The 14914-nt window shown below is 71.8% G+C and carries 16 protein-coding genes; 14 read left to right on the forward strand and 2 right to left on the reverse strand.

Annotated elements, in window-relative coordinates:
• The first annotated feature begins 41 nt into the window (after nt 1–41).
• The 9 genes from AB0K10_RS06755 to AB0K10_RS06795 all read left to right on the forward strand — a co-directional run bounded on the left by AB0K10_RS06755 (nt 42) and on the right by AB0K10_RS06795 (nt 9216).
• Nucleotides 42–1019, forward strand: coding sequence for an NAD-dependent epimerase/dehydratase family protein (locus AB0K10_RS06755; protein ID WP_363680678.1), 978 nt, complete (start codon nt 42–44; stop codon nt 1017–1019).
• 75 nt (nt 1020–1094) lie between these two features.
• A complete protein-coding gene (locus AB0K10_RS06760; protein WP_363680680.1) occupies nt 1095–2318 on the forward strand; it encodes an LCP family protein in 1224 nt (407 codons plus the stop codon).
• Nucleotides 2319–2513: 195 nt separating this feature from the next.
• Complete coding sequence (locus AB0K10_RS06765; protein ID WP_363680682.1) at nt 2514–3773, forward strand: LCP family protein; 1260 nt, start codon at nt 2514–2516, stop codon at nt 3771–3773.
• A gap of 307 nt (nt 3774–4080) precedes the next feature.
• Nucleotides 4081–4956, forward strand: a complete 876-nt coding sequence (locus AB0K10_RS06770; protein ID WP_363680684.1) for an LCP family protein — start codon at nt 4081–4083, stop codon at nt 4954–4956.
• 58 nt (nt 4957–5014) lie between these two features.
• Nucleotides 5015–5350 carry a rhodanese-like domain-containing protein gene (locus AB0K10_RS06775; RefSeq protein ID WP_039905019.1) on the forward strand — a complete coding sequence of 112 codons (336 nt, stop codon included), beginning with the start codon at nt 5015–5017 and terminating at the stop codon, nt 5348–5350.
• 10 nt (nt 5351–5360) lie between these two features.
• Entirely contained in the window at nt 5361–6149 is a 789-nt protein-coding gene (locus AB0K10_RS06780) for a glycerophosphodiester phosphodiesterase family protein (protein WP_363680686.1), read from the forward strand.
• Nucleotides 6150–6265: 116 nt separating this feature from the next.
• On the forward strand, nt 6266–7720 hold the full coding sequence (locus tag AB0K10_RS06785; protein WP_363680688.1) for a PAS domain-containing sensor histidine kinase: 1455 nt from the start codon (nt 6266–6268) through the stop codon (nt 7718–7720).
• A 61-nt stretch (nt 7721–7781) separates the two neighbouring features.
• Entirely contained in the window at nt 7782–8201 is a 420-nt protein-coding gene (locus tag AB0K10_RS06790; RefSeq protein WP_363681404.1) for an ATP-binding protein, read from the forward strand.
• Between the two features lie 127 nt (nt 8202–8328).
• A complete protein-coding gene (locus AB0K10_RS06795; RefSeq protein ID WP_363680690.1) occupies nt 8329–9216 on the forward strand; it encodes a DUF5926 family protein in 888 nt (295 codons plus the stop codon).
• A gap of 15 nt (nt 9217–9231) precedes the next feature.
• On the opposite strand, the gene AB0K10_RS06800 is transcribed toward AB0K10_RS06795, so the two are convergent.
• A complete protein-coding gene (locus tag AB0K10_RS06800; RefSeq protein ID WP_363680692.1) occupies nt 9232–10449 on the reverse strand; it encodes an arginine deiminase in 1218 nt (405 codons plus the stop codon).
• Nucleotides 10450–10616: 167 nt separating this feature from the next.
• Between AB0K10_RS06800 and AB0K10_RS06805 the strand changes: the two genes are divergently transcribed.
• The 5 genes from AB0K10_RS06805 to pheA all read left to right on the forward strand — a co-directional run bounded on the left by AB0K10_RS06805 (nt 10617) and on the right by pheA (nt 14104).
• Nucleotides 10617–11357 carry a hypothetical protein gene (locus AB0K10_RS06805; protein ID WP_363680694.1) on the forward strand — a complete coding sequence of 247 codons (741 nt, stop codon included), beginning with the start codon at nt 10617–10619 and terminating at the stop codon, nt 11355–11357.
• 167 nt (nt 11358–11524) lie between these two features.
• Entirely contained in the window at nt 11525–11983 is a 459-nt protein-coding gene (locus AB0K10_RS06810) for a hypothetical protein (RefSeq protein ID WP_363680696.1), read from the forward strand.
• A 75-nt stretch (nt 11984–12058) separates the two neighbouring features.
• Nucleotides 12059–12448 carry an ACT domain-containing protein gene (locus AB0K10_RS06815; protein ID WP_363680698.1) on the forward strand — a complete coding sequence of 130 codons (390 nt, stop codon included), beginning with the start codon at nt 12059–12061 and terminating at the stop codon, nt 12446–12448.
• A gap of 146 nt (nt 12449–12594) precedes the next feature.
• Nucleotides 12595–13137, forward strand: coding sequence for a hypothetical protein (locus AB0K10_RS06820; protein WP_363680700.1), 543 nt, complete (start codon nt 12595–12597; stop codon nt 13135–13137).
• A gap of 10 nt (nt 13138–13147) precedes the next feature.
• Nucleotides 13148–14104: a prephenate dehydratase gene (pheA, locus tag AB0K10_RS06825; RefSeq protein ID WP_363680702.1), complete on the forward strand. Its 957-nt coding sequence runs from the start codon at nt 13148–13150 to the stop codon at nt 14102–14104.
• Nucleotides 14105–14149: 45 nt separating this feature from the next.
• On the opposite strand, the gene AB0K10_RS06830 is transcribed toward pheA, so the two are convergent.
• Nucleotides 14150–14872, reverse strand: coding sequence for an AIM24 family protein (locus tag AB0K10_RS06830; RefSeq protein ID WP_234582643.1), 723 nt, complete (start codon nt 14870–14872; stop codon nt 14150–14152).
• Between the last annotated feature and the right edge of the window lie 42 nt (nt 14873–14914).

The raw sequence follows: 14914 nt of genomic DNA on the forward strand, positions 1-14914 counted from the left end.
GGGGCCTCTTGCCGCAAACGGCTGTCGGTAGGCTGACCGCCATGAAGGTTGCTGAGCGCTTCGGTTCCGGTCACCGCGTACTTGTCACCGGCGGCGCCGGTTTCGTCCCCTCGCACCTGGTCGACTCCCTGGTCGCCCGGGGCTGCACGGTGGTGGCGCTAGACAACTTCGTCACCGGTTCCAAGGAGAACGTCGCCCACCTCCTGGACCGGCCGACCTTCACGCTTGTCGAGGCGGACATCTCCGACGGCCTGCCGACCCACCACCCGGCGCTGGCCGAGCGGTTCGACGCGATCCTGCACATGGCCTCGCCGGCCAGCCCCACCGACTTCGCGCAACTCCCGGTGGAGATCCTCCGGGTCGGCTCGGTGGGCACCCTGCACCTGCTGGAGCGCGCGGTCGCCGACGGCGCCCGGTTCCTGATGGCCTCGACCTCCGAGGCGTACGGGGACCCGAAGGAGCACCCGCAGCGCGAGACCTACTGGGGCAACGTCAACCCCATCGGCGTCCGCAGCGTCTACGACGAGGCGAAGCGCTTCTCCGAGGCCGCCACGATGGCGTACCACCGCTACCGCGGGCTGGACGCGGCGATCGTCCGGATCTTCAACACGTACGGCCCGCGGATGCGCCCGGACGACGGTCGGGCCATTCCCACCTTCATCTCCCAGGCGCTGCGCGGCGAGCCGATCACCGTGCACGGCACCGGCAACCAGACCCGGTCGATCTGCTTCGTCGAGGATCTGGTGCGCGGCATTCTGCTGCTGCTCGACTCGACCGAGACCGGCCCGATCAACTGCGGCACCGAGCACGAGCTGTCCATGCGTCAACTCGCCGAGTTGATCGTGTCACTCTCCGAGAGCAGCTCACAGGTGACGTACATCACCCGCAGCTCCGACGACCCGGAGATGCGCCGCCCCGATCTGACCCTCGCCCGTGAACTGCTCGGCTACGAGCCGACCGTGGCGCCCGAAGACGGCCTGCGACGCACGATCGAGTACTTCCGGGCGCGGCTAGGGTAACCGCTCGCGGCGGACCTCCGATCGCTGAGTGTCGCCTGAGGGCGGTAGTGGCTCCCGCTACGTACCCTGAGCTACATGTCAGCGACCTCTGCCGGCGTTCCTCACCCGCACCTGCACCGCAGCGCCGGGCGCGCCTCGGTGCCCGGCCCCGACCGGGGCGCCTCCGGACGCGCGCGTCCCGCCGAGGCGCGCTGGTACCCGTCGTACGACCAGCAGCAGCCCGGCCCGGGCGGCCCGGTGGGGCCGACGGGACCGGGCGGGCCGGGTGGCGCCGGTGGGCCGGGACGTCGTGGCCCCCGGCCGCGCTGGGGGCGGATCGGCCTGGTCGCCGGGGTCGCGGTGCTGGTGTTGGCGCTGCTCGGCGGCCTGGGCGCCTGGCTGTACGCGCGCAACCTCAACAACGACCTGGCCCGCACCGACCCGTTCGCGGAGATCACCGGCGGCCGGCCGGCGAAGACCGTCGACGGCGCGCTGAACATCCTGCTGGTCGGCAGCGACTCCCGGGACCCGGACGCGCCTGTCGACAGCAAGAGCCAGTGGCGGGCCGACACGATCATCGTGATGCACATCCCGGCCGACCACCAGTCCGCTTACCTGGTCTCCATCCCGCGTGACCTGTACGTGCCGATCCCACAGAGCGCCGGTGCGGACTGCGGCTCCGGCCAGCGCGCGAAGATCAACGCGGCGTTCGCGTTCGGTGGCCTGCCGCTTGCCGTCCGCACCGTGGAGTGCTTCACCGACGTCCGGATCGACCACGTGATGGCGATCGACTTCGGCGGTTTCAAGGAGGTCACCGACGCCCTCGGCGGGGTGGACCTGAAGGTGGAGCGGACGATCACCTCGATCCACAAGCCGTACCGGACGTTCACCAAGGGCACCAACCACATGGACGGCTCGGAGGCGCTGGACTGGATCCGGCAGCGCAAGCAGTTCCCCGAGGGCGACTTCGCCCGGATGCGGCACCAGCAGGAGTTCCTCCGCGCGCTGATGGACAAGGCGGCGAGCACCGGCACCCTCGCGAACCCGAAGAAACTCAACGACTTCCTCAAGTCGGTGACCGCGGCCGTCACCGTCGACCAGGGTTTCTCGGTAACCGATATGGCGGTGCAGTTCCGCAACCTGCGGGGGCAGAACCTCACGTTCCTGACCAGCCCGAACTCGGGTAGCGACACCATCAACGGTGAGTCGGTGGTGGTGTCGAACCGGGAGAAGGCGCTGGCGATGTACCAGGCCATGTCGGCCGACACCATGGCGGACTGGGTCAAGGCCAACCCGCCGAAGAACACCGACGGAGGCTGAGCGCAGGGGTGGGCCGCGTCGGCGGCGACGCGGCCCACCCGGAGCCGAGACGACCTCGTCTTTACGGTCACCACGCGGGGACGATCGCCCGGTTGACGACGCCTGGTGACCGAGTCGAGCCCGGATGAACTCGCAAAGTTGAATTGATGTACGTACAGTGGGGCCGCCCCCTCCTGATCACGAGCTGGAGCACGCATGCCGGTTCAGGCCAGCCGTCGCCCTTCGTCCAACGGATCCGCCGCCCCGAGCGGCCGGATCGCCGCGTCCATCCCCGTGCAGCCAGGCCCCTCAGGTGGGGGGCCGGGCGGTCGCCCGCCTGGCCGCGGCGACGGCCGGACGGGCGGTAAGGGGCCGGCGAAGAAGCGGCCCAAGCGCAAGGATCCGCTCTGGGCCCGCCTGACCGTGATCTTCGGTGCGGTGCTGATGCTCAGCAGCGGGGCGGCCATCGTCGGCGCCAAGGCGCTGATCGGCCAGGCGACCGGAGACATCGCCCAGCGCAACCTGCTCGGTGACGCCAGCAAGTCCGACGCCGAGGGTGGCGCGAGCCTGGACGGGCCCATCGACATGCTGCTGCTCGGCGTGGACGCGCGGGAGCGCTGGGCCGCCGACAACGTCCGGTCGGACAGCATCATCATCCTGCACATCCCGGCCTCGCACGACCAGGCGTACCTGATCTCGATCCCCCGCGACACCGAGGCGCAGATCCCGGCCTTCAAGAAGAGCGGCTTCACCGGCGGCACCGACAAGATCAATGCCGCGTTCCAGGCCGGCGCCAAAAACGGCGGCAACTGGGAGGGCGGTGCCCAGCTCATGGCCCAGACGATCAAGCGCCTCACCGGGGTCAGCTTCGACGGCGCGGCGATCATCAACTTCGGTGGGTTCAAGAACGTCATCGACACGCTGGGCACGGTGAAGATCTGCGTGAGCCACCAGGTCGAGTCGCACCACATGTCGTTCGTCGACGGCAAGCCGATGTGGAACGCCGACGCCAAGAAGACCGGCAAGAAGATGACCCCGGTGGTGCACAAGAAGGGCTGCCAGGAGATGGAGGGCTGGGCCGCCCTCGACTACGCGCGGCAGCGCTACGGGCTCCCCGGCGGCGACTACGACCGGCAGCAGAACCAGCAGCAACTGATCAAGGCGATGGCGCGCAAGGCCACCGACGGCGGCATGCTGACCAACCCGGCCAAGCTGAACCAGCTCATCAAGGCTGCCGGCAAGGCGTTCGTGCTGGACACCGGCGGCGCGCGGATCGAGGACTTCATCTTCACCATGCGTGGGGTCACCGCGAACGAGCTGACGATGTTGAAGACCAACAACGGCAGCTTCAACGGCAACGACAACAACCGTGAGGCGTTGAACGAGGAAACGATGCAGATGTTCGAGGCGGTCAAGAAGGACAAGCTCGCCGAGTTCGTCTTCAACCACCCCGAGGTGATCTCCGGCCGCAAGTGACGGCCGTCGCGTCGCGGCGTTGCCCGGGGCCGCGTCGCCTCAGCAGGTCGCGGCGCAGGAAGTCGGGGAAAGCCCGGCGACCGGTCCGTTGCCGCCCGTAACCTGACGTGAGCAGGTTTCACGTATTGGCTGCGGGGAGGCCGTCACGTCCAGGTGGGGCCGGAACGCAGCGGACCGGGCACGCCCGGCCGCGCCACGCCGCGCCCGCTGGTCACGCCTCCTGGTCGGCGTCGGCCTGGCCCTCGCCGTACTGGCCGGGCTCGCCCTGGTCGGGCTCAAGACGCTGAGCCACCGGTACGACCGTACGGTGACCAAGGAGCAACTGCTCGACGCGGACGCCCGCACCGACCGAACCGACCTGGACGGGCCGCTCAACTACCTGCTGGTCGGCACCGACCGACGCGCCGGCAGCAGCGAGCCGGACCAGCGCTCGGACACCATCCTCATCGTGCACGTACCCGCCGGGCGGCGGGAGGCGTACCTCGTCTCCATCCCGCGTGACCTGCTGGTCGCCATCCCACCCGCGAACGGATTCGGGGGCGGTCCGGACAAGATCAATGCGGCGTACGAGCACGGCGGCGGCGGCCAGGCCGGCACCCGACTGCTCTCCGTCACCCTGAACCGGCTCACCGGCATCCGCTTCGACGGCGCCGCGCTCATCGACTTCTCCGGCTTCCGGAAGGTGATCGACCTCCTCGGCGGGGTGCGGATGTGCGTGGACACCCCCGTCCGTTCGATCCACACCAACCGGGTCTTCCCCACCGGCTGCCAGCAAATGGACGGCGCGCAGGCGCTGGACTACGTACGGCAGCGCTACGACCTGCCGAACGGCGACTTCGACAGGCAGCACCACCAGCAGCAGCTCCTGCGGGCGATGCTGGACAGCGCCGGCCACGCCGACCTGCGCAGCAACCCCGTCAAACTGGACCAGGTGCTCCGCGCGGTCGGCGGCTCGTTGACCGTCGACACCAACGGCGTACCCCTGGAGGACCTGCTCCTCGCGCTCCGCGCGCTGCCGCCCGACGGTATGCACGGCGTCCAGGTGCCCTCGTCGCCGCAGACCATCGACCAGGTCTCGTACGTGGTGCTCGACAACGGCGGTAACGGGCTCTTCGAGGCCGTCCGAGGGACCCGCGTACCGGCCTGGGCGCAGGCCAATCCGCGCTGGGTGACCCGGTTGTGACCGTACCGACTGTCGAGTCGGTGCCGATCCGGCCCGCGAGGATCTAATGTTGCTTCCTGTGTTCGGACCCCAGGTTCCCACCGTGCCCGTGACCGAGATCGCCGACGACACCTACCTGCTCGACGTGCGGGAGGCCGACGAATGGGCGGCCGGCCACGCGCCCACCGCCCACCACCTGCCGATGATGGAGCTGCCGGCGCGGCTGGCCGAGGTGCCCACCGACCGGGACGTGGCAGTCATCTGCCGCTCCGGTGGCCGTTCCGCCCAGGTCGTCGCCTACCTGGTCAACAACGGCTGGGAGCAGGTGCGCAACGCCGACGGCGGGATGCGCCAGTGGGCAGCGGTCGGCCGTCCGGTGGTCGACGCGAACGGGCAGCCCGGCCAGGTCATCTGAGGCGGCCGGGATGGGCGGGCCTCTGGTCTTCGCGCACCGCGGCGCCTCGTACGACCTTCCGGAGCACACCCTCGCCGCGTACCTACGCGCCCTCGACGAGGGTGCCGACGGGCTGGAGTGCGACGTCCGGCTGACCCGGGACGGGCATCTGGTCTGCGTACACGACCGACGGCTGGACCGCACCAGCAACGGCCGCGGTCTGGTCAGCGCGCGTACGCTCGCCGAGCTGGACGCGCTGGACTTCGGGTCCTGGCATCCGGGCAGCGCGCCGAGCGGTGATTTGCCGCCGGACGAGTCGCACACCCGGCTGTTGACGCTGGCCCGGCTGCTCGACGCGGTGCTCGCCGCCGGGCGGCCGGTCCGGCTGCTGGTCGAGACGAAACACCCGTCCCGCTACGGCTCGACCGTGGAGCGGCGGCTGGTCGAGCTGCTGCGACGGTACGGGCTGGCCGACCCGGCGCCGGACGATCAGGTCCAGGTCACCGTCATGTCGTTCTCCCCGCTGGCGATACGACGGGTTCGCGAGCTGGCCCCCGCGCTGCCCACTGTGCTGCTGCTGGAGGTTCTCCCGCCCTGGCTGCGGCTGGGCCGGCTGCCGTTCGGCACCCGCATCGCCGGGCCGGGCATCGGCCTGGTCCGGGCCCGACCGCGCCTGCTGCCCGCGCTGCGCGCCGCCGGCAACCAGGTGTACGTCTGGACGGTCAACGAACCGGCCGACCTGGAGCTGGTGCTGGCCGAGGAGGTGGACGGGATCATCACCGACCGGCCCGCGCACGTCCTGGCTCACCGGGACCGCTGAACGGGCCTCGACGCCGAGCCGGCCGTCCAGCGTGCCGACCGCCGGCAGCGGCTGCACCTACGCCTGGGCGACAACCGGGGGTGCCGAAAGCCGGACCGGCGGGGCAGACTCGGCACATGCCGGAGCGAATCGATTTCCCCGCTCTCCTCGCCGGCCAGGCCGTCGTGATCGAGATGATCAATTCCGGGGACGCGGGTCTGCCGGTCCTCACCCAGCTCCTCCGGGTCACCCAACCGACGCTCGGCGCGACCGGGATGGCGTTCGTCGAGTTCGGCCCGACCGGCGGCCGGGTGATCGCTGCCACCGGCGCGGCGGAGTGGGCGCTCGGCCGACCGCTCGCGGTGGACGACCCGGACACCGTCTGCCTGCTCTCCGGGCCTCGCGTGAGCCAGGTCCGGGTGGCCGACCTCAGCGGCAAGCTCGCCGCCGAGCTGGCCGGCAGCGGGTTGCGCCGGATGGTGGTGTCCCGGGCCGAGATCGGCGGTCACACCGTCGGCAGCCTGCACGCCCTCTACCCGGGCGACGACGAGCCGGGCGCCGAGCAGCAGGGGGTGATCGCCTACCTCGCCTCGTGCATCGGGCACATGTACGGCGACCAGAGCGGATTGCCGGTGCACGGCGACGGGCCGGTGGTGGCGGCACTCGCCGACGGGCTGGCGGTGGTCGACCGGGACGGCCACGTCCGGCTGTGGAACCCGGCCGCCGCCCAGGTCACCGGCCGGACGGCCGAGCAGGCGTTGAACGGCGCACTGCCGTTCCCGTTGCCACCCTCCGGTCAGGTCCGCGACCACCGGCTGCCGGACGGGCGCTGGCTGCGCATCACCTCCGGCGACCTGCCCGGCCCGGGCGCCCTGCGGGTGGTCACCTTCCGCGACATCACCGACCAGCAGCGCCGCGATCACGACCGGGAGCTGTTCGTCGCCGTGACCAGCCACGAGCTGCGCACGCCGGTCACCGTCATCAAGGGGTACGCGGACACCCTCACCGACCACTGGGAGTCGCTGACCGAGGTCGACAGGCGACAGGCAGCACGGGTGATCGGGCAGCGCGCCAACGAGTTGGCCCGGCTTGTCGACCGGCTGCTCTCCTCGGCGGCCGAGGCGGGACCGGGGGACGACCCACCGACCCCTTTCGACCTCGGTGCGGCGCTGCGCGCCGCCATCGTGGACCTGCCGGCGGAGCTACGGCACCGGCTGACGCTGCGTCTCCCGGCCGACCTGCCCAAGGCGCTCGGCCACCGGCCCAGCCTCGCCACCGTGCTGACCGAACTGGCCACCAACGCCGGCAAGTACTCGCCGCCGGGCTCCCCCATCGAAATCACCGCCGGAGTGGACGGCCAGTTGGTCGCGTTCCGGGTCAGTGACCGGGGCATCGGCATCCGGCCGGAGCACGTCGAGCGGGCGTTCGACAGGTTCTGGCAGGGCGAGTCCGGCGACCGGCGCGGCTACCCGGGAGCGGGGCTCGGCCTCTATCTCGTCCGCCGGATCGTTGAACAGCAGAATGGATGGGTATCCCTACGTCCAAGGACCGACGGCGGTACGGTCGCAGAGGTGCGGCTACCGCGCGGTTGACCGGCGGTGGCGCGACGTGGAGGCGACAGTGGCAGCGGCAGCGAGGGACCGGGCGTGGTGCGTGGTGGTGCCCCACCATCCCGCCGGCGCACGACTGGCGCGACACCGGCTCGCCGACGACCTGGCTGACGTCGTGACGCCGACGCTCCTCGCGGATCTGATCGCGGTGCTCGCCGAGCTGGTGGGCAACTCGGTCCGGCACGCCCGGCCGCTGCCCGGCGGCGTGGTCCGGGTGGCGTGGCAACTGCGGTCCTCCGCCGACGGCCCGCGGATCCAGTTGCGGGTGACCGACGGCGGTGCCAACACCAGCCCGCGGATCCGCACGGCCAGCCCGGACGCGGCGGACGGGCGAGGTCTGCACATCGTGTCCGGCCTGGCGACCTGTTGGGGTGTCGAACGCGACGGCATGGGCCAGCGCGTCTGGGCGGATTTCGATCCGACCTCCCACCCCTCCCACCCCGGCCTGGTCCCGACCGGCTGACATCGTCGGTCATGAAGTTGTTGCCGCGACACACCGGACGCGGTGACAACAACTTCGTGATCGGCAAGCGATGGGGTGGGTGGGTCCGGCCCACGGGTCGCCGGTTGGGGCTCTAGGCTGTGACGCCGTGAGCAAGCGTCGAAAGAGCCAGCGAGCCGCCGCCGACACCGCGCCCCGGAAGGACAAGGTGCGCGACGTCTTCGTGCCGCGGCCGTTCGAGGGGCTGGCCGACGAGTCGGAGTGGATCGCCCTGCGCGAGCTGGTGCCCGCCGCGTCCGCGCCGCTGCGGCTGGCCCCCGCCCTCGTCGAGGAATTCGGGGACCGGTCGGTCACGCTGGCCACGGTGCTGCCGATGGCCGCTCCGGCGATCAGCAAGGCGGACGGGCGCGTGCTCATCGGCCTGCAACGCCACCAGCAGTCCGGCGACGTCTCCCGCGACCTGGCCGAGGCGCTGCTCTGCGCGCTGCGGGCCGAGCCGGGCGGCCAGGTGTCCGTACCGCCGCTGCCCGGTCCCGGGCCGCGACTGCAGGACATCCTGGTGGACGGCCCGCTGGACATCACCATGCACGACGGGTTCGAGTTCTGGCTCGACCCCGGCGCGGCCGACGACCCGAGTGTCCAGGCGTCGCTGGAGCGGGCGAACGCCGCCATCTACCCGACCGTGCGGATGACCGCTGCGACGGCCGCGTACTGGTGCCGGGTCCCGGAGAAGGCGCACGTGCGCTGGGTGCTGCCCGACGACGAGGACGCCGCCCTGGACGCGCTGGCCCGCCTGGGCGCGGCCGGAACGCTGACGCTCGGCGAGCAGACCAAGTTCGCCGGGATGTTCCGCGCGCACGGTCGGCTGGTGCCGGTGTGGGACCTGCCGGAGGAGACTCCGGCCGCCGACTGGGAGGACCCGGTCGCGCAGTTCGCCAAGCGGTACGCGGAGGCGCTTGCCACCGCCGAGCCGCTGGACGCCGCCGGCCGGCGGGCCCGGCAGGGGTTGCTCGGTCGCCAGCTCACCCTGCGCTGACGCCGGCCGCGATCTTCACCCGGCGACGGGCAGCGGGTCGCGGACGATCGGGCAGGACATGCAGCGCGGGCCTCCCCGGCCGGAGCCCAGTTCCGAGCCGGCGATCGGGATGACCTCGATGCCGGCCCGCTCCAACTGGGCGTTCGTCTCGGTGTTGCGCTCGTAGCCGACGCAGAGCCGGGGCGCCAGGGCGAGGGTGTTGTTGCCGTCGTCCCACTGCTCGCGTTCCGCGGTGACCGGGTCCAGGCCGGTGTCGATGACCCGGAGCTGGTCCAGGTCCATCGCGTCGGCGGCGGCCCGCAGGAAGGGCGCCGGGCCGTCCACGCGCGGGTCCTCGCCGTCCGCGCCGGCGATCACGGTGTACGCCGAGAGCGTGCTGGCGATGTTCGGGTACATCAGCACGGCGTCGACGTCGACCATCGTGCACACGGTGTCCAGGTGCATGGTGGCGCGCTTCTGGGCGATCGGCACCACCAGGATGGTGTGGGCCAGCCCGGCGGCGAAGACCTGCCGCCCGAGACGTTCCGCGCCGGCCGGGGTGGTCCGCTCGCCCACCCCGACCGCCAGGACGCCGGGTGCGAGCAGCAGGACGTCCCCGCCCTCCAGGTGCTCCAGGTGGGGGCGGTAGACGAACTCGGTGCCGGCGAAGCGTGGATGGTGGCGGTAGATGGCGTCGGTCAGGGTGGTCTCGCGGCGGCGGGCCGGCATGGCCAGGCTGGTGACGCCGACCCGGTCGCCGATCCACAGCGACGAGTCCCGGGTGAACAGCAGGTTCGGCAGCGGGTCGATGACGAAGTCGTGGCGGTCCATCAGGGTGTAGACCAGGCCGCCCGGCCGTTCCGAGCTGATCCGCAGCTCCTCGTGGGCGAGACCGGCGGTGAGTACGTCGGCCAGCGCGACCGGGTCCAGGTAGGCCAGGTGGTCGGCGACCCGGGCGCGGAGCGTGTCGCCGAGTCGACGGGACCGCAGCACCTCCTCGGTCAGCTCGGCGCGGGCGTCCTCGACGGCAAGCGTCTCGGCCAGCAGGGTGGCCAGGTAGAGCACCTCGACCCCGCGCTCGCGCAGCGCGGCGGCGAACGCGTCGTGCTCCTCCTGGGCGCGGCCGACCCAGGGGATCGCGTCGAACAGGAGTGAATCATTGTTGCGAGGGGTGAGCCGGGCCAGTTCCGGGCCGGGCCGGTGCAGCAGCACGGTGCCGAGCCGACCGACTTCACTGTCGACGTAGTGGGTCACCCCCGCAGCGTAGGGCAGGGTTTGGCGGCATCCGAGAAAAGAACAGCGGATGAATATGGCATTCATCCACAGTCACTCCGGCGCTCCGGCTTGCCGAACACCGGGAGTGGCAACGTAGGGTAGTGAGGACATAACTTCGAGGGACCTTTTGCCGGAGGTCGACGACGATGACTGTCTTTCCCGCACGACGAGCCGCACCGACCGCACGGGCACTGCCGCCCATCGCGGTGCCCCACCCCCGCGTCGAGGCGCCCGGGGCTCTCGAGCCGGTCCGTCCGACACCGCTCGAATGGGCCCGCCGCCGCCGTGCCGAGCGGGGTGCCCGTCGGCTGGAGGCTGCCGGAGCGCGGGCGCTCGGCCAGCTCGACCATCTCGGGCCGGCCTGGCACGTCATCGAGTGGCCCCGCACCGACGTCGCGGACGTCCTGCTCGACCGCACCCAGGACGACCGCGCCGGGTTCCTCGCCATCGGGCCGAGCGGCCTGTTCGCGGTGACCATCGCCGACCACGGCCGGGCCCGGGTGCTCGTCGCCGGGGACGTCGTGCAGATCAACGGCAAGCGGCCTCCGTACGTCACCGAGGCCCGCCGGGACGCCAGGCGGGCCAGCAAGGCCCTCTCCGACGCGGTGGGGCTGACCATCCCCGTCACGCCGGTGCTGACCTTCGTGGGGTCCGGCGTGATCAGCGTCTACGGGCTTCCGAAGGACTGTCTGATGGCCACTCACCGGGAACTGGATCGGCTCCTCGTGGCCGGTGGCAGCCGGATCAGCCCGGCCACGGCCGAGAAGCTGTCCCGGGTGGCACAGCACCCCAGCACCTGGCTGAACGGCACGTACCGTCCATCAGCCGACTACCGGTGGTACGAGGAGGGCCGAACGGCCGCTGACAAGCCGGCCCACCGCCGGTAACGTCACCAGCGACGCCACGCGGCCCCGGTCCCCCACCTACCCACCGGCTCCCGCGCCGTCGCCGGCCGCCCCGGTTCGTGCTGTGCGGCCCGGTGACCTGGTGCGCTCGGTGATTCCGTCGGCGACCGGCTAGCGTGGACAGTCCGTCGGTGGACATAGGAGGCGCGGTGGCCCACGTCGAACTCTCGCTCTCGGAAGTGTTCGTGCCGTCGGCGCGGGCCTCGACAGAGCTGGAGTCCGACAACGTCGGTCAGTGGTCGTCGACCGTCGACCGGGCCGATGAGCCCTGCCTGCTGATCGACGCCGACACCCGGGTGGTGGCCATCTCCACCGCCGGCTGTGAGCTGCTCTGCCTGGGCGAGCCGGCCGGCCTGATCGGGCGACCGCTCCTCGACGGCGGGCTGCGCCTACTGGACTTCACCGCCAACCGGGGTGTGCTGACCGAGGCCGAGATCGACAAGATCCCGCCTCTGCTGGCGCTCTCCTCCGGTCGACTCGCCCGTGGGCTGCTGCGGGTGCAGGCCGCCTCCGCGGACAGCTCCGACGCGACTGTCGACGCGATCTCCACCCCGGTGCTCACCGACGGTGCCGTGGCCGGCTCGCTCACCTTCTTCTCCGAGGTCTGACCTGCGGCGCAATGTGTCGTTCGCCGCACGCGGCAATGACGGGGTGGGCCCACACCCACGCCGTAAGGTGCCCTCATGCTCGATATCGCTCTGCTCCCGGGGGAGTACGCCGTGTGCCGGTTGCGAACCGACACCGCCCTGCCGGACGCACTGTCGAGTGGGCTGGGCCGCGCCGACGTGGTCACGGTCAGCTGGAGCGCCGACGGGATCTCGGTGATCTGCCCGACCGACCGGGTCCCCGCCCAGGCCGTGGTCGAGACCACGTGGCGCTGCCTGCGCGTCGTCGGACTGACGGGCGTGGACGGCACGGGGACGCTTGCGGCGCTCGTCGACCCGCTCGCCGCGGCCCGGGTCAGCGCTGTCACGTTCTCCACCTTCGACACCGACTACGTGCTGGTGCCGACCGTCCGTCTGACGGAGGGCACAGCCGCCCTGGAGCGCGCCGGACACCGCGTCCTCGGCTGAGCTTCACCCCGCCGACCGCTCGCCCTACGATGAGCTCGGCCACCCCGGCCGCGACGACGTTCCCATGTCCCGAGGATCGGCCCGTGCCGTTCACCACACCCCGCCCCCCGGGCCCCCCGCCCCGGGCGACAACCGCCATCCGACCCGTGGCGGTCCGTGCGCTGCCCGTGGTCGGTGCCCTGCTGGCGTTCCTCACCATCGGGGCGCTGGCCGGCTGCGACGCTCCTCCCGAGCTGCGCGACCCGCCCGCGGCGCCCAGCGGCACGACCACGCCGACGGCATCCGGCCCGACCGGCGTACCGACGGGCACGCCGTCCGGCACGCCCAGCGCCCCACCGGTCGCCACTCCGTCGGCCACCGGGGACCCGGGTCTGGTCGCGACGGCCTGCCGGAACGGCCCGACCGGGCAGCGCGTGGTGCAGTTGCTGCGCGGCCGGGCTTCGGTGCTCCCGGACAACGTCCGGGTCCGCGTCCGCACCGGGCCGCTGTGCGCCGGCGACTGGCAGTACACCGTGCTGGAGGTGACCGGGCACGAGGAGCTTCAGGTCGTCACCCGGGGTCGGCCCGCCACCCCGCAACTGGTCACCGCCGGCACCGACGTGTGCACGATCGAGGTCCGGGCCACCGGGCCCGCCGGGATCCGTACGCTCGCCTGCGATGCCTCTCCGGCCGTCGGGCCGGGTGCGTAGTCTGGTCGACATGCCCGGAACACCGCCTGCGCGCTTCGTCTACCTCGGCCCGGAGGGCACCTTCGCCGAGCAGGCCCTGCGCACCATTCCCGCCGCCGAGCACGGCACCCGGACGCCGGCCCGCAGTGTCGGGGAGGCTCTGGACAGCGTCCGGGCCGGGGATGCCGACGCGGCGCTGGTGCCACTGGAGAACTCGATCGGCGGGGCGGTGGGCGTCACCCTCGACGAGATGGCCGAGGGCGAGCCGCTGGTGATCACCCGAGAGGTGATCCTGCCTGTCGACTTCGTGCTCGCGGCGCGCACGGGCACCGGGCTGCCCGCGGTCCGCACGATCGCGGCGCATCCGCAGGCGTCCACCCAGTGCCGGGGCTGGCTGCGTGACCACGTTCCCGACGCGGTGGTTGTCGACGTGCTCTCCAACGGCGCGGCAGCCGCCGGCGCCGGGTCCGGTGAGTACGACGCGGCGATCTGCGCGCCGATCGGTGCTGCCCGACACCGACTCGCCCTGCTCGCCGACAAGATCGCCGACCATCCCGACGCGGTGACCCGTTTCGTCCTGGTCTCCCGCCCCGGGCCACCCCCACCGTCGACAGGCGACGACCTCACCTCGCTGGCCGTCTACATCGCCCACGACCGGGTCGGCGCGCTGCTGTCGGTGCTTATGGAACTGGCCGTGCGTGGCGTCAACCTGACCCGGATCGAATCCCGTCCGACCGGCGAGGCGCTGGGCCGGTACGTCTTCTTCCTCGACTGCACCGGGCACGTGGCCGACGTACGCCTGGGTGAGGCGTTGCAGGGGCTGCGCCGGGTGTGCGCCGACGTCCGCTTCCTGGGGTCGTACCCCCGACACCGCTGGGTCGAGGCGGCGGGCGAGCGGCCCGTGCCCGCGCCGGCCGGCCTCTCCGACGTCGACTACACCGACGCGGCGGCCTGGCTGGCGCGGCTACGCACCGGCGAGTTGAGCTGACCGGGCGGGGCTCTCCCGGATCAGGGAGCGCCCCGCCCGGCATGGTCAGCTCAGCAGACCGCCGAGCAGACCACCCTCCTGCTGCTGCTGACCGCTGCCCATGACCGGCGGCTCCTCGGACGGCTGCACCACCACGAAGCCCTGACCGGCGAAGCTCATCGTGAACGACTCGCCGGTGCGCCGGCCCAGCAGCGTGCCGAGGCCGAGCTGCTCGGCCCTGTGGTAGCCGGTCTGGAGGTTGGCCGACCAGCAGACGGCGGCCTGCGGGTCGACGTACGTCGGGGCGTCCACGTTGAGCACCACAGGGGTGCCCTTGGTCGTGATGGCGATCCGCCCGTAGCCGCTGAACACGCAGTTGAACAGGCCGGACGAGGAGGCCATCCCGGCGCCGCCGACCATCCTGATGTCGTACTGGAGGGTCGAGTCGAAGGCGAGCACGCTGGAACCGTTGATGGAGAGCGCGTCGCCCGGCTCCAGGTCGATGATGTGCACGTCCTTGGCCAGCTCGGCGAGGAAGACGTCACCCTGGCCGGTGACCTTCATCAGCGGGACGCCCTCGCCGGTGAGCTTCTGCTTGAGGAACTTGCCGAGCCCACCCGAGCCCAGCGCCTGGAACTGCACGTTGCCCTGGTAGGCGACCATCGACCCGACCCGGGCCATCGCCTCGCCGTTGAGCTCGATCTTCAACATCTTGGAGTTCTGTAGCCGCATGCCGGCCTGCGCGGACTCCTTCTCCAGATTTTCCGCCGAGAACAGCTCGCTGCGCATGAAAGGTGCCTCCTGAAACGGTCGCGGTCGCTGCACCGACGG

The sequence above is a fragment of the Micromonospora sp. NPDC049274 genome (assembly GCF_040678875.1).
Lineage (GTDB): Bacteria > Actinomycetota > Actinomycetes > Mycobacteriales > Micromonosporaceae > Micromonospora.

Coding starts and splice junctions, on each gene's coding strand:
- AB0K10_RS06780 (WP_363680686.1), top strand. CDS start 5,361: ATGGGCGGGCCTCTGGTCTTCGCGCACCGCGGCGCCTCGTACGACCTT.
- AB0K10_RS06805 (WP_363680694.1), top strand. CDS start 10,617: ATGACTGTCTTTCCCGCACGACGAGCCGCACCGACCGCACGGGCACTG.
- AB0K10_RS06815 (WP_363680698.1), top strand. CDS start 12,059: ATGCTCGATATCGCTCTGCTCCCGGGGGAGTACGCCGTGTGCCGGTTG.
- AB0K10_RS06755 (WP_363680678.1), top strand. CDS start 42: ATGAAGGTTGCTGAGCGCTTCGGTTCCGGTCACCGCGTACTTGTCACC.
- AB0K10_RS06760 (WP_363680680.1), top strand. CDS start 1,095: ATGTCAGCGACCTCTGCCGGCGTTCCTCACCCGCACCTGCACCGCAGC.
- AB0K10_RS06785 (WP_363680688.1), top strand. CDS start 6,266: ATGCCGGAGCGAATCGATTTCCCCGCTCTCCTCGCCGGCCAGGCCGTC.
- AB0K10_RS06765 (WP_363680682.1), top strand. CDS start 2,514: ATGCCGGTTCAGGCCAGCCGTCGCCCTTCGTCCAACGGATCCGCCGCC.
- AB0K10_RS06830 (WP_234582643.1), bottom strand. CDS start 14,872: ATGCGCAGCGAGCTGTTCTCGGCGGAAAATCTGGAGAAGGAGTCCGCG.
- pheA (WP_363680702.1), top strand. CDS start 13,148: ATGCCCGGAACACCGCCTGCGCGCTTCGTCTACCTCGGCCCGGAGGGC.